Below are 15,709 nucleotides of genomic sequence, written 5' to 3'. Positions count from 1 at the left end.
GCCTCCGCAACGGCGCGTGGGGGCGGTGTCCTACGCCTGCGGTGCTGTCATGGCCGAGTAGTGGTTGTGCCCGTTGTAGTAGACGTGCAGCGGTTCGGCGGATTCGTCGGCCAGCCAGCGGATCGGCGGCTGGTTCTGCTGCACGACGACGATGTTCAGGTCGAGTGCGCGGGCCACCGTGCCGGGCACGTCCTCGAAGAACGGTGTGGTCCACATCTGACGGTCCACCAGCGCCAGGGCGACCAATTCGCTCGACCGCATCCCGGCGAATGCCGCCGGGCCCGCCGCGAGGTCCTCGAATTGCGGAAAGCGGTCCAGCAATCGGTGCCAGACAGCGTCGCCGCCATCGCCGAGCAGGCGGAGCCGGGCCTCGTTGCGCAACTCATCGGGTTCGGTGGGCCGCTCCGCGTCGCTGCGGTCGTCGAGCAGGCGCCGCAGCGCCGGGCCGTCGAGGTCGTTCAGCAGGGTGTCCAACGGGTTGGTGGCGTCGATGGCCGCGCGCATCGGCGCCGCTTCCGGACTGTTGAACCAGTCCGATGCCTGATCGCGCAACTGCCCCACGTCCAATTGCTGCCACGGCAGGTCGGGGAGCTGACGCGCGGCGCCCGCCAGCACCGACGTGAAGAAGCAGTCGCCGTCGCCCGGAACCCCCAGGACGCCGAAACGCTGGCCTTGCACGGAAACCCGGCCCAGTTCGGTCCGTTCCACGGTCGCCACCTCCGAACCCCTCGGCGGGGGCGGCGGGACCGGCGGCTTCGGAGCGAGGAAATCCGCCAGCGACTGGCTCCGCGGCGGTGGGAGCGCAATGTCGTCACCGGCGGAGCTGCGGTCGCTCGACTCGTCCCAGTGGTCGAGCGCGTCGAAGAACTCGTCGTCGGAATCCGCATGTTCCGACGACGATTCGAGATCTTCTCGGGAGGAAGTGTCGGAGTCCTGCGACGAGGTCGCTTCCGGGCCGAGCCCCGAGGTCCGGGCCAGGCCCTCGTCGTTCGCCGCGGTGAGCCTGTCCTCCAGTTCGGCGGGCGCCGTCGACGCGGAGTCCAATACAGACATCGGCGCAGCCGGAGGGGTGCCCGCGGTGGACGATTCCGGAGTGGTGGCGGAGGCAGTCGTTGCCGAAGTCTGGGGGCGGTTGAACTCGGCGATCTGCCGATCGAGCTCTCGCTTCGCATCCCACCACTTCTGCTGGGCGTCGTTGGCCTCTTCGCGTGCGGCCGCGACCTCGTCAAGTGCTGCGGCATGGCGGGATCGCAGGTCGGTGGAGTCGCTGCGGTGCTCGTTCAACGCCGCTTGGATCTGGCGTGCCTGGTGCCGCGCGGCCGCGTGCTGGCGCTCCAGCTCCAGCAACCCGGCATCCAGGTCCGCCACGGCCTGCACGGCCAGCCGGTGCTTCGCGACAACGTCGGCCCGCCGAGCCGCGTCCGGCTCAGCTTCCGCGGCACGAGCCAGCACTTCGCTGGCGTGCTCGCGCAACCGGTTCAGCTCCGTGTTGCCTTTGTCCAACGCGGCACCGATCTTCCGCGCTTCCTTCACCGCGTCGACCAGCGCACCACGCATCGCGCGCACCGGGTCCCCGGCCAGCGGTGTTCCGGTGGGGACCGCCTTGGCCAGGCGCTTGAGCCCTGGGCGTTGGTCGAGCCACCGGTCGTCGGCGATCCGCTGGGCCTGGTCGACGGCCTCTTCCGCGGTCCGCCACGCCGCAGCCGCATCCTGCACCGCATCCTGCGTCTTCGTCAGCGGGTCCGGCAGGGCAAGTCCCAGCTGCGCCAGGTCGGTCGCGGTCATCCGCACCAGCGCCGACCCCGGCACACGCAGATCGACCGCAACTTTGCGCCCGCCGCGCTCGGCGACCACGCGGTATTCCACGTCGAACCCGACCAGCGCGGTGCGGCCATCCGGCTGCACCACCACCGACCGCTGCCCGTCGGCGTTGCCCGAGGAAACCGGGACCGGCCCCGGGGTGTTCACGCTCACACCGCCTGGCGAGTGCCAATTGTTGGCCGGGTCGACGACGAAGCCTTCGCCAGCGTTCAGCACGGCACCACCACTGGTGGAGGCAGCGGCGTCGCCGGTGAACGACGCCGTGGTCTTGTTGGACTGCGTGAGCGTTACGGAGTCGCTGAGTGCCGCCAGCTCGGGGTTCTTTACCCGTGCGTACACCTCGACCTCGCTGTGCCCGTTCCGGAGCAGAGCGGACTCGTACAGTTCCGGCGCACTGAGCGGCTTGTCGAGCATGGTGGGCAGATTCGCCTGCACCATGGAGTTCGTCAGCGCAGAGACGAGGGTGTTGGCCGCCCCGGTGCCCGGCGTCGTGAACCGGTCGCCCGCACCAGCGATGCGCAGCGCTCTCTCGGCGGCGGCACGAAGGTCGGCGGCACCGCGAATCCCCTCGACCATCGCCGTCGAGGGCAGGTTGCCGATGCTGGCCTCCTGCCATTCCCTCAGCTTCTCCGGGGTGATCTCCTCAGCCGGGACCTCGTCGGTCGTCACGTCGTGCGGCCGCGGATCGGGGGTTTCCTCGGAGGTGATCTTCTGGTCGTCAGCCGAGGACCGCACCGTCATCGCGGTGTCCAGCGAGGTGACGGGGAACGTCCGGCTGCCGCGCTCCACCACGAGGTCGAACCGCACGTTCGCGCGGTAGCGTGCGGCCGGGCCAGCGGCGGAGGCGATCCGAATGCTGGTCCCACCGTTGGCGACCGTCACCTGGTCGCTCTTGGACCGAGTGCCCGACCCTCCCGCAGACATCCCTTCTGAGCCGCTGACCCCGGTGTTGCCATCGGTGAACAGACCGCGGCCGACCAGGCGGAGCTGACCGCCGTACGAGGAGCCGTGTTCGTCGGTCTCCTTCGCGGTGTTGGTAGCGGTGACGGTCTCGTCCACCTGGCCGCCGTCGTGCACGACGTCGAGGAATTCGGTACTCGTTATGGTCCCTTTGAGGAGCACCTGGTAGGTACGGCTGGTGACGAGGCCGGGGTCGTGCAGCAGCAGCGGCACTCCGCCGTCCAGCGCACCGTCCACAAGGGATGTGACGCTTTCCGGTGAAGCCAGGTCGAGCAGCCGCTGGAGGTTGTTCATCGAGTCGTCCAGAGCAGACTTGGGCAGTAGCCGTTTGCCTGGGCCACCGAGCGCGGTGCGCGCGTTCTGGATGAGTTCGATGAGGTCGGGAGCGTCCTCGATCACGGAAGCACCGAGCGAGCTGGACTGCTCGCCCACCAGCGCGGGCGGGGTGAGCGCACCGGGTGCAGGTGTGCGCGGTTCCACCGGCGGGAGGACTCCCTGCGCCCGAGCTTGGTCCTCGGTCATCCGGACGAAAACCGCGCCTGGCAGCTTCACGACAGCGCCCGCGCGCGACGTCGCACCGTTGACCAGGCTCTCTTCGCGAGTCTCGGCCACCATCCGCACGTCCGCGTCGTACTCCACCAGCACCGTGCGTGTCTTCGACGCCGCCCGCTGCGTGTGGCCGACGTTGCCGGAGAACTCCTTGGACTTCGCCGATTTGTGGCTCCACGGCGTCCAGTTGACCCCGGTCGCGAACTGCCCGCGTCCGCGCGCGTCCGCGTCGGACGCGCGGGCGTAGAAGCCGAGCTGGGCGCCACCCGTCACAGCGCGCTTGCGTGACGACTCCGCACCTGCCTTGCCGCCACCGGCGAACGTGGTCTCATCCGGACCGCCTTCGGAGGCCAGCACCAGTTTCGGGTTGCTCAGCGACATGTTCATGCCGAGCCCACCGACCCGGTCTGCCAGGCGCCGCTCGTAGCGGAACCCGCCGGATCGTGCGCCCTGCGTGAGCAGCTTCGGCAGACCGGCGCGGAACGTCTCCGGCGAGAACATCCGATCGATCCGCTTGTAAGCCTCGCTGCCCGGCAGGCCGAGCACACCGTCGCCGTCGGCCGCCCTGGCCAGCTGCCGCACCGCTTCGTCGCGCAGGGCCTCGGTGCCGACGACGGCCTCCACGTGCTGGAACGCCGGAGGTGGTGTCCGCTGGTCGAGCAGGTCGTTGATGCTCGGCGTCTCCTTGGCGGTCAGCGCCACCACGCCGGGCTTGCCGGGGGTGAACTCAGCCGGATCGGTCCGCGGCGCAGCGGAATCGCTGACCCAGAGATCGACTTTGCCAGCTATCTTCGGCAGTCGCTTCGGCGCGTCCGGCCCTGTGCCCGCCACCGTGGACACCGTCGGCGTGACGCGCAACGGTGAGCCTGGCGTCAGCCGCCGGACCCACGGCCGAGCGCGGGTGTAGCTGGTGATCTCGACCTCGAACTCGACGTCGTGCTCGAACACGTGCGAATCCGGACTGCCGGCTGCGATGGTCGTCGTGCTGACGGTGGGCCCACCGGTGTTGTTCCACGTTCGGGTATCGGAATAGCGCGCCGGGACGACGGTGGGGGTGCTGAACGTGTCCACGCCCGAGTTCGAGGTCGGAATCATGATCCGGCCCTCAACACCGACGGACCAGCCCCGCTGCGCGGTGGTGGCACTGGTGAGCGCCGGACTGGTTGCCATCGTGCCGATCACGCTCCGGCCGGTCGCCTGGCCGAGGTGGCGGCCAGGCGACGCCTTCGCCTTGGCGGTGACGCTGAGGAACTCATCGGTGAACAGCCCGCGGCGCTTGAGCTGCACCGACACGCCCGGTCCGAGCAGGCTGTCGAGCTTGGACCGCAGTGCCGCCGGGGAGAAGGCCGCGGTGAGCTTGCGCAGGTTCGCGAGGCGTTCGGCTGCGTCGAAACCGGACCGCTTGACCGTGTCACGCTGCAGTTTGTCCCACCGGGGCAGGAACTTCGCGAACCCCGGTCGGTCGCGCAATGCGTTCTCGATTTGCGGCTGGACGCGCGCCGCTGGGGCGAAGGAACCGGCGCGCACGTGGCCTGCCGCCGCGGCGGCCGCCAGGTACGGCGGCTCGAACCGCTTGCCGGAATCGACGAGCTTGTCACGGGTACCGTCTGGCACCGGCAGCCCCTGCGCCTTCGCCTCGGGCAAGCCCATGCGGACGTACGCGGTGGCCGGTGCGGTGATCCGCTCACCTCCGGAAGTCACCACCTCCACGTCCACCGCGAGCTTGTACATCCCGATGTCGCCGGTGACGTTCAGCCCGCTCCCGGATGTGCTGCCGGTGCCGCTGTTCGCGGTCTGCGTGACGCTTGTGGATGCGTCACCGGTGGCGCCCACGACTCCGTAGATGACGTTGGGCACGTTGCCGCCACCGCCGAACGCACCGCTGACTCCGCCCCCAGACGTCGACGCGGCCGCTTTGTTCTCATCGTTCTGAGAGGAGTCGTCGAAGTACAGCTCGCCCTTGCCGGGAACCACACCGACCAGTTCGACCGCTTTGGGCTTCGCCTTCAGCTGCACGGCCTCGCGGTAGCTGCCGTGCGGGCTCGCCAAATCGGGGGACACCACGGGACTGCTGGAGAGGGCCGTGCCGAGCACGGTGCGGATCCCCCCGCTACCCAGGAAATCCTGCAACGCCGTGCGTCCGGGCGCGCCGAACTTCGTGACGGATGGATGGAGGCTGCGACTGACCTCGTTGAACAGGCCCTGTTCGTCGAGCAGTACGGCCTCGGGAGCGAGGAACTCGATCCGTTCGGCCCAGTCGTCCCGCGGCGGACCGGTTTGCTCCGTCGGCTGGTGCGGGATGATGTCGCTCAGGTCCGTGGGCAGCATCAGGGTCACCTGGCCATCCACCATGGACCCTGTCACCGCCCCGGCTGCGTCGGTGATCGTGACGTGGAAACGGACACCGACGTCAGCCCGCTGCGCTTCGCCCATGGGGCGGATGACGCTCTTACTCGTGGTGGTGACGCCGGAGGAGTGCTCCCGAACCGGCGCCGCGGACTGGCCTTGCAAAGCGGCCGAGACGTACGGGCCAGCGGCGGGGAACATCCAGAACCCGGACACGCCGATATCGCGCGCGACGGTGTCCGTGTGCGGGTCCGAATGCGTGACCTGGTTCTGGTCGGTGACCTCGCCGCCTTTCAGCGACGACGGCCCCTGCACCTCGTCGGCCGTCACCGAGTCGAGATCGAGCTCGGCCCGGACATGCACCTCGAACCACTTCTCACCGACCCGCACCATGGACTTGCGGCCAGCCCCCACGAACGACTCGAACCTGGAGCGGCCCAGCTTGCCGGTGATGGCGTCAACGCCGACGGGCTTACCCTCGGCGAGCGTTCCGAGCATGGACTCGATCTGCTCGCGGAGCTGCTTGCCTCCCTTGACGTCCGTGGGAACCACGGACCCGAGGGACTGTCCATCGCGGGCGTACTCGGGCAGGCGGTCGCGCAACGGTCGGGTGTCGGATGCGGGCTCCGGGGCGCTGGCCGGAGCATCGAGCAAGGGCGCGCTACCGTCGACGCCCCTGCTCCTATCGGCGAACCGGCCGTCCGGGCCCCTGTTGTCGCGGTGGCTGTCGCGATTCCCCGAGCCTTCGCGGTCGCCGGAATGCTCATGTGCGGCCGGTGTTGTCCCGTCCTTCGGTGAGCTCGGTTCCTTCGGTTCGGGTGAGCTCGTGGTGTTGGTCGTGTTCGGGCGTCGGGTCGGGGCGTTCGGTGGGGAGTGCACCGGAGGCGTCCGCAGGTGCCGGTTCAGACCGTCGATGAGGGCGTTGCGGGTACCGATGGCGATGTCGGCCAGGGCCTTCGCTGTCTGTTGATCCTGTTTGGAGGCATCCCGGAATGCGTCCCGGTCCACCTTCGGAAGCTCGCCGATCACCTCGGAGAACTTCTGCTTGGGCGGCACCTGGCCGTTCGGGTTGATGCCCTGGAACGCGATGTTCGCGAGGTTCTTCGACAGGTTCGGATCGAGGCTCGTGGTGTTGGCGATGTAGTGCGAGATCTGGTCGGTCCAGGTCTTCTTGTTGGCGTGGCTCTGCGTCAGCTCTGTGATCTTGGCGGTGTTGGTGCCCACCTTGCTCGCGATCCGCGAGCCGTCGGTGGTGATCGCCAGGTCGGAGGCGAACTTCGCGATGTCCTTCGGGGCCGGGGTGTAGTCCCAGTCGATCTTGCGCTGCTTCAGGACGGAGTCGGACAGGCCCTGGCCCTCCTTCTCGTGGTAGCGCCATGTGCCGTTGTCGGTCTGGGTCCCGAACGTGATGTCGTTCTCCAGCCCGCTGCTCACCTTGGGGTCGAGGCGGACGAACGTGTTGGGCTCCGGGTAGTACACGCTGCGCGGGTCGACACCGGCCATCGCTTGGCGCACTTCGAGGTCGAGCTCCGCAGCGGACACCGCGGCGCTCCCGTCCCTCGCGGGCACGTGGTATCCGCCGCTGACCACCTCGGGTGGGTACTCAAGGCCGACGACCTTGTCGCTCGTCTTGTCGAAGACGTGGCCGCCGTCGGCCGTCTTCAGCGAGTGGACGTCGGCGTCGCCGGTGTGGAGGTAGACCGGCTTCCCACCGGCTGCGGTGTGCATCTGCCCGATGAGATCGACGGCGTCGGGGTGCCGCGCGATGGTCTCGCGGATCGCCCCGTACGGGATGGTCTTCTGGTTCGCCCCCTCCTTGAGGGCCTGGGAGTTCTGCCAGGAGAACCCGACGACGCTGACCGGGAACGTGCCGGATGCGGCCCACTTCGTCTTGAAGGCGTCGATCTTCTGCGTGATCGCGGCGGCGTCGATGTGCCCGTCCAGCCCGTTGACACCGATGACGAGGCCGAACCGGCCCTGCGGCGAGTCCGTTCCGCGGAACCCCTCGGCGTACTTCTCGGCCAGATCGGTCAGGTTCACGTCAGCCGTCGCGGCAACGGTGGCGACGAACCCGGCCGCGTCCCGGTTGTCGGCGTTGCGCGAGCCGACCTGGCCGATGATCCCGGTGCTGGCGAACTGCTTGATGCGGTTTTCCTGGAGCGCCCGCTGGAATCCCTTGCTCCCGCCATCGATGATCCCGGCCGCGGTGGTGTTCGTGCTCGTACCGCCCCGGTTCTTCGGCGCGGCCGACGGCTCGTGCGTCGAGTCGTGGTGCGGCGCCGGGGAGTTCCCGCCGTCGCCCCGCTGGTCCTGGTGCCGCGGTCCCTCGCCGATGGCACCGGGGTCGCCGAGCTTGTGGTCGCGCACCACTGCCGACAACGACACTTCGTGGATCTTGTTGAGGTTCTCGGGCGTCAGCGAGCTGTCGTGCCACGCGTTCAGCCCCATGACACCGGGCTGGTTCTGGCGGTTGAACAACAGATCGGGATCGCGGTACCCCTCGCCGAGACCGAGGTAGTGCATGATCTCGTGCGTCAGCCCAGTGCTCGGGTCGTGCACGTCCCAGTTCGTCTGGTTCGTGTCCGGCACGTCCTGGTCGACCGTCGAGTCGTGCACGTTGACCGGGATGTTGCGCTGCGGGTCCGACTGCCAGCTGTCGTCGTTGATGTTGACGGCATCCGTGGCGTGCGCGTCGACGACCACGTGCAACTGGTCGCCGCCTGGCAGCCGGTAGCGCTGGTTGACGGTGTCGTCCAAGTGCTGCTGCAGGTTCGCCGCGACCTGGGCGCGCTGCTCGATCGACACCGAACCGCTCGACGACACCAGATCGAGCGGAACGCTGAACTCGCGTACCCAGTTGCCCGGGCTGGTTTCGAAACGACGCACGTCGTAACGAATCTGCGTGATCCGCCCAGCGAGCAGGCCGCCACCCGTGCGACCGGTCTTGTCCGGATCGAAGCGCTCCGACGACAACCGCGATGGCGGCGCTGTGTCCCGCCGGTCGGCCCAGTCCTTCGTCGAGCCCAGTTCTTTCGTCGAGCCCAGTTCCTTCGGCTTCGGTGGGTCCGTGGTGCTGCTCGTGTCCGGGTGCTGCTTCGGGGCGTTCGACGGGGATTGCAACGAAGGATCCCGCGGTTGCCGGTTCAGACCGTCGATGAGGGCGTTGCGGGTGCCGATCGCGATGTCGGCCAGGGCCTTCGACGTCAACTGGTCTTGCTTGGAGCCATCCCGGAAGGCGTCCCGGTCCGACTTCGGAAGCTTGCCGATGACCTCGGAGAACTTCTGCTTGACTGGTACCGGCCCGTTGGGGTTGATGCCCTGGAACGCGATGTTCGCGAGGCTCTTCGACAGGTTGGGGTCGAGACTCGTCGTGTTGGCGATGTAGTGCGAGACCTGGTCGGTCCAGGTGGTCTTGTTCGCGTGGCTCTGCGTCAGTTCCATCGCGTTGGCCAGGTCGGTGCCGACACCCCGGGCGATCCGGGTGCCGTCCGTCCGGATGGCCAGGTCCGCGTCGAACGCCGCGATGCCCTGCGACAGGTTGTTGTGCTGCCAACTCATGTTGCGCTGCTTCAGCACCGAGTCGAGCAGTCCCTGGCCTTCCTTGGCGCCGTAGTCGAACTTGCCGGTGTTGGGGTTCGTGGTTCCGAACGTGATGTCCTTCTCAAGCCGGTCGTTGCTGAGGCGGACGAAGGTGTTGGGTTCCGGGAAGTAGACGCTGCGCGGGTCGACGTTCGCCATCGCCTGCCGCACGTCGAGGTCCAGCTGTGCCGCCGCGTTGGCGACCGCACCGTCTTCCGGGCGCACCTGGTAACCACCGCTGATCACCTCGGGCGCGATGTCCCCGTTGTTGCGCACGGCCGTGTTGATGGCGTCGAAGAGCGGGCCGTTGTTGGTGTTGAACGAGTGCACGTCGCCGTCGGCCACGTGCAGGTACACCTCGTTGTCGCCGCCCTCCTGGCGGATCTGCGTCGTGATCTGCTCGGTCAGCGGGTGCCGCACGATCGTCTCGCGGATCGCGCCGTAGGGGATCGACTTCTGGTCGACCACGTCCGTGGTGGGGTTCTTCCACGTGAAGCCCACCACGGCCACCGGGAACGTGCCGCTGCGCTCCCATTCGCGCTGGAAGGCATCGATCTTCCGGTGGATTTCCGCTTCCTTGCCGTGGACGCCGTTGAGACCGATGACCAGCCCGAACCGACCCTGGTGCGAATTGTTGGAGAATCCGTCGGCGTACGTCCGGGCGATGCTGACGAGGTCGTCGGCGGTGGTGGCGGGCACCGTCCCGACGACTCCGACCGAATCCGCGTTCCCAGCGTTGCGCTTGGCCAGCGGGCCACCGACGAAGTTGGTGTCGCTCACCGACCTGAAGGCGAAGGACTTCACGGCCTGCTGGAAATCGCTGTTGCCCCCGGTCGCCTTCGGCGCCGAGGTGTTGTTGGCGTCGGCGACCGGTGCCGGGGCCGCCTGCGCGGTCTTCCCGTTCTTCCTGGGCGCGTTCGCCGGTGTGTGGAGGGAGTCCTTGTTCGAAACCGTGGCGTGCACGTTCGTCACGCCGACGATCGCGCCGTCGGCCGAGCTCTTCGACGTTCCGGTGCGCGCCAACGGGACCTCGCGCAGCTGCGGGTCGGGCCGGGCGGGTGTGGGTCCGGTGTTGGAGGACGAGCCGGAATGCGGGGGATTGGCTGGGGCAGTGCTCGTTTGCGGGCCGGTTTGGGGCTTGGTAGTGGCCGGGCCGGAGTTGGTCGTGTTCGGCCGGTCCTGGCTCGGGGACGTCCGGGTGTCGCTGGGCGTGGATTCGGCGTGCACCGGCGGTGCGGTCGTCCCGCCCTGGCTCGTGACGACGGGGCGGGAGGGGCCGGGTTGCGCGTTCGCGGTGGCCGACTGCGAGGTGGGGTTGGGCGAGCCGGTCGTAGTGCTGCTCTGCGGGGTGGTGTTCGAAGTCGTCGCAGGGCCTGCGTGCGAAACCGCGCCGCCCGTTTCGGACGTGGCGGGCGGCCGGTTGACGGTTTCCTGGGGCGACGACTGCGAATCGGGGGAGTGGGTGCCGGACGGGGTGCCCTGGTCGGTGTCGGCGTTTTCGTTGCCGCGCCCGACATCCACGTGCGATGCGTTGCCGTCCGCTTGCGGCCGCGGCGTGTTCTGGTCGGGCGTCGGCTGGGACTCCGGCCGCGAATCCGGCGTGCCGGATGTCGAATTCTCGTGGGAAGCGGTGGAAGTCGCGCTGGCACCGGTATCGGGCTGGTTGGGCGTTGCGCCGGTCGTGTCGACTCGGCCGGGGTCCGGGGGAGCGCTGGTGACGTTCGGGGTGTTCGGCCCGGATGTGGTGCTGGTGGCCGCGTTCTGGTTCGGCGAGCTGGTGGTGTTCGGCGTGCCCGGCCCGCTGGTGACGTTGTTGCTCTGCCCGCTGGTTTGCCCAGGCGCACTGTTGGCGTTCGGGGTGCCCTGGCTCGGCGTCGCGGTGGAGTTGAGCGCGGTCTGACCCGGCGTGCCGGTGGTTCCGGGTGTGCCGGTGCCGTGGGCGGGCGTGATGCCACCGCCGATGTTCTGGCCGGGTGTGCCGTTGACATCGGTCGCGCTCTGGTTGGGCGAGGGCGCGGAGCTGTCCGGGGAGTGCTGGCTCGGTGTGCCGGTACCGCTGTCCGCGTCCGGCGCGTGCTGGCTCGTTGTGCCGTTGACGGCGCTTCGGTCGGATGTGGTGGCGTCCGGGCCCTGGCTCGGATCGGCCGTGGTGTTCGGGGTGCGCTGGCCCGATGCGCCGGTGCTGCCGTCAGCGGTGTCCTGGCCGGGTGTCGTGGTGAGGTTCGGCGCGCCCTGCTCGGGAGAACTGGCCGTGTTCGGCAGACCTTGGCCGGGTCCGCTGTTGGCGTTGACGGTCGTTTGTCCCGGCGTGCTGTCGAGGTTCGTCGTTCCGCGGTCGGGAGCGCCGCTGCCGTCGGTCTGCCCCGGTGTGCCGGTCGTGTTCGGGGTGCCCTGACCGGTGTTCGCTTGCCCCGTCGTTCCTTGCGCCGGCGTGCTGTTCGGGGTCCCCTGGCCGGATGTTCCGTCGGGGTTGGTGATGAAGTTCGACGTGCCCTGGTTGGGGCCGCCCGACGCGTTCCCGTTGCTGGGCGCGTTGGAACCGCCGCCCGTGGTTGTCTGGTCTGGCGTTCCGGTGGTGTTCGGCGCGCCTTGCCCGGGCGCGGTGGTCGTTCCCGAACCGCCTTGGCCGGGGGAGTTGGTGCTCGTGCTGCCGTTTCCGGGCGAGTTGGTGGTTTCCGGCGTGCCTGCCCCGCCACCCGTCGAGGTGCCGTCCGGCGCGTTGGAGTTGTGGTCGGGCGTCGCGACGAAGTTCGTCGCCCCCTGGCCAGGAGCCGTGGTCGTGTTCGGCGTTCCCTGGCCGCGCGTGTCGTCGCCGCCCGAGGTGTTTTCGCCTGGCGCCGCCGTGAAGTTCGTGGTGTCGCGCCCCGGCGCGTCGCTGGAGTCCGTTCCGCCGCTGCGCTGCGAGCCGGTGGAGCCGTTCGATTCGGTTCCCGGGGGCCCGGACGACTCGGTGGTGATGCCGTCCCCGCCGGTTCCCGTCGGTCCAGGTTGGACGGCCGGTGGATTCGGTCCGCCGCCCGCGTTGTCGGACAGGTTGTTCAAACCTCTTGTCGCGTCGCCGATGTCGACGTTGTTGCCACCACCGGTGTTGCCGTAGTCGCCGATTCCGCGATTGCCCCGGCCACCACCGCGGCCTTCGAGACCACCGAGCGCACTGGAGGTGAAGGTGCTGTGGTTGGCCTCGCCGGAGGCCGCCTCGCCCGCGGTCTCCCCGGCGCCTTCACCCGATGCCTTGACGATGTCGTAGGTGCCCTTGCCGACGGCGCTGTTGAAGAACTTTTCCGTGAAGTTGCCGACGGTGCTGTCCGACGCTCCGCCAGCGGCCTGCTTGATGATGCCACCGGCCCCGAAGCTGCCGCCCGCCTTGATGAACCCGACGATGCCGCCTGCGGCGGCGCCACCCACGACGCCGCTGATCACCGCGCCCTTGGTGAAGTTGGTGTTCCACTCGGTGCGCTGCCCGGTCAGCATCTGGAAGCCCTGGATCGCCGCGTCCAGGGCGAGCTCGAAGGCGGTGTTCAACACGATGCCCTTGAGGATGTTCGTGATGACCGAGCGGATGACCGCCCAGATGACGGCACGGGCCGTCGCGGCCGCCGCGGCGACGAGTGCCTGCCCGATCCCCGGAATCCACGACAGCGCGAGCGTGGCGGCGAGCATCACCAGCTGCACGATGATGCTGATCTTGGCGTACTGGATGTCCGCGGCGGTGTTCTTCGTGAGGCTCGCATTGCCTTCCGAGTTCTTCCGCAACTCCTCGATCGCGGGGAGCAGCTTCGACCTCGCGTAGTCGGCGTAGGCGTCCGCGAAGTCGCCGCGCATGTTCGACTGCACGGCGTTGACCGAGCGCTCCACGCCGGTGGTCAGGGCGTCGAGCTCCCGCACCATCACCGACCAGGCCTCGCTCATCCGGTTGAGGCCAGCCTCGTCTCCCTCCGGCCACGGCTGACCGCCGACGATCTCCAACGCCTTCTGGAGACCCGAGGGAAGTTCTGTGGGCATGCGGTCGGTCCTTCGCGTCGGTGCCGTCCAGCCGGGTCACGGCCGGTGGAGCGGAGCCGGATCAGTCGATTTGCGAGCCGAATTCGTCGAGCTGCGAGCCGTACTTGTTCAGCACTTCGCCGTACTCGGAGTCCACCTCCTTGATCAGCCGCACGGTGCCGGGGAGTCCTTCGTTCGCGAACTCGCCGAGCGAGTCGCCGAGGTCGGTCAGCCCCTGCTGGGTTTGCTGCGCCGGGCCGACGTAGGTCTGCGCGAAGCTGTTGCCGATCTTGTCGTCGCTCCAGCACCCCTCGTCGCGTGCCAATGCCTGCTTCAGCCCGTTGACGGCGTCGCCGAACTGCCCCGCCACCGTGGCGAGTTCACGCGCGGCGTCCTCCACACCGGGAGCGTTCAGGTAGGTCTCGGATGCCACGGCGGGTCTCCTTCCATCCGTTCCATCGGGTTACCGGTGCCGATCAGCGTTCCCAGCCGTCGTTCTCCGAGTCGTCGCGTTCGGCGCGGCGCGGCGCGGGCGGGCCGCCTGCTTCCTGGACCAGCCGCAGCGAGGGCTCCATCACCTTGCCGAGCACGGCGGCGAGATCGGCCTCGCCGGTGGCGATCTCGTTGATGTCCAGTCCGGCCACCGGGCCGCCCATCAGCTCCTGCATCGTGCGCAGGCTTTGCGCACGGGCCTTCTGCAGCGTCTCGGTGATCACCGAGGCCAGTTCCGCCGGGGCCATCGACCGGTAGGCGGTGGTGTTGAACTTGAGCTCGCTCAGCTCGCCGTTGCCGTCCAGCGTGACGGTCAGCAGGTGGTTGCGGGACTCGACCACCGTGCTGGTCTCGGCCAGCCTGCGCTGGAATTCCGCCAGCTTGGCCTGCTCCTGCTCGAACATTTCGAGGGCCGAACCGAGGTCCGGGAAATCGTCGCGGGGATGCGTCATGGTCGTCTCCGATCTGTCAGTCCCGGCCCAGGACGCCGGTCGGCATGCCGCCGCCGTCCCAGGTGTCCGGTTCCTCGACGTTCAGGGTGTTGCGGTCGCGTTCGCGGTTGGTGGCACCGGCCCCCATCCCCATCGGCGGCATGAACGGTGTTCCGCCCGGACTCGCCGAGCCACCCGGCGGTGGCGCTGCGGCCACCTGCGCGCCGCGCGGTGTGTTGGCGGTCGGCGCGGAAGTGAACCCGTCGTCGGCGAGAACGGGATTTGCCATCGACTGGCCCGAAAACCCCTGGCCCGAAAACCCAGTGCTGCCACCGGACACCCGAGACGCCGCCGATGGGCTGAGCGCCTCGGTGGCGGCGGAGCCCGGGCGGTTCGCGAGACCGCCTTCCACGGCGACGGCGTGCGCCGGGTCACCGGCTTGGGCCGAAGCCGTGGTGACGTTCGTCGGCAATCCCGTTCGCTTCTGGGTGCGCGCGTCCTCCGGCCCGGCGGCGCTGGTGGACATCGGAACCGAGATCGGTCGGCCTGCCTCGGGCGCGAGCGCCGGTCCAGCGAGCGAGGAGACCTGCGGTTGGGACAGCGCCAGCATGCTGGGATCGACGCTGGCCAGCTCGGTCTGGGTGGCGGTGCGTTTTTCCCCGGACTTCCCGACTATCCCCGAACCGGCACCGCCCATCAGCGCGTTGGGTGCGGCCCCTGCCGCAGCGGATTCACCCGCCGTCGCGCCGCTGCCTCGGCCGAGTACGCCGCCGGTGGTTGTCGCCGTCAACGGCGTTGCCGCGCCACCCGCGGCAGCGGCACCGGCGGGGGCGGCCACCGGGGTTGCGCCACCCGAACCCGATCCCCCGGCGGACGCGCCGACGAGCGGTGTCGCGTATCCGCCCGCCCCCGAAGCTCCTTGCGCGGCACCGCTGTTGCGAGTCGCGAACTCCTGGAACTGGCCACCGATCTGCTGGTAGCTGGCGCTCAGCTGGGCCATGATCCGCTGGGCCTGCTCGTTAAGCGCGTTCTCCTGCTGCTGGTGCGCGGCCTGCGCGGCGGGATCCGCAGCGGCCTTCGGGTCCGCCGCCATCGCGTCCCTGCCCTGCTGGCGCTGCGTTTGCAGCTCCGCGATCTGCCGTTGCGCGGCGGCCAGCGCGTCACCGAGCTCGCCCATCAGGGCGGCGTAGCTCGGCGCGCTCAGGACCTCGACCATGCCGTCGATCCGCTGCGAGAACCGTTCACCCGCAGCGGAGAACGCGTCCGCTCCAGACCCCTGCCAGAACTGCTCCAGCCGGAGCAGTTCGCGGCGCAATCCGTCAGCCGTCGAGCGCAGCCACTGGGCGACCGCCTCGAATCGCGCACCGTCCTGGTAGAACCGCTGCACGTCGCCCGAAGCGAGCGCGGCCGCGGCCGAGTCGAGCGTGTACTGCGTCGCCGGGTCCGGCGCCGGTTCCGCACCACCGGGGTCGAGTTGCGCTTCGCCCGCGGACGGATCCTGGTCCGTGGCGATCGGACTCATTTGAATTCCTCCTTGGTTCGGATCGCTC

General features: G+C 69.1%; 4 protein-coding genes. All 4 read right to left on the bottom strand.

What is annotated here, in order from left to right; all coding sequences use genetic code 11:
• Window positions 1-30: 30 nt before the first annotated feature.
• A complete protein-coding gene (locus tag ACTWQN_RS18050; protein WP_443204654.1) occupies window positions 31-13,257 on the bottom strand; it encodes a WXG100-like domain-containing protein in 13,227 nt (4,408 codons plus the stop codon).
• A 61-nt stretch (window positions 13,258-13,318) separates the two neighbouring features.
• On the bottom strand, window positions 13,319-13,669 hold the full coding sequence (locus ACTWQN_RS18045) for a hypothetical protein (RefSeq protein WP_443204653.1): 351 nt from the start codon (window positions 13,667-13,669) through the stop codon (window positions 13,319-13,321).
• Between the two features lie 43 nt (window positions 13,670-13,712).
• Window positions 13,713-14,180, bottom strand: coding sequence for a YbaB/EbfC family nucleoid-associated protein (locus tag ACTWQN_RS18040; RefSeq protein WP_443204652.1), 468 nt, complete (start codon window positions 14,178-14,180; stop codon window positions 13,713-13,715).
• A gap of 16 nt (window positions 14,181-14,196) precedes the next feature.
• Window positions 14,197-15,681, bottom strand: coding sequence for a WXG100 family type VII secretion target (locus ACTWQN_RS18035; protein ID WP_443204651.1), 1,485 nt, complete (start codon window positions 15,679-15,681; stop codon window positions 14,197-14,199).
• Window positions 15,682-15,709 lie beyond the last annotated feature (28 nt).

Source organism: Saccharopolyspora antiqui, assembly GCF_052246905.1.
Classification (GTDB): domain Bacteria; phylum Actinomycetota; class Actinomycetes; order Mycobacteriales; family Pseudonocardiaceae; genus Saccharopolyspora.
This window is presented reverse-complemented; position numbering and strand designations above follow the sequence as displayed.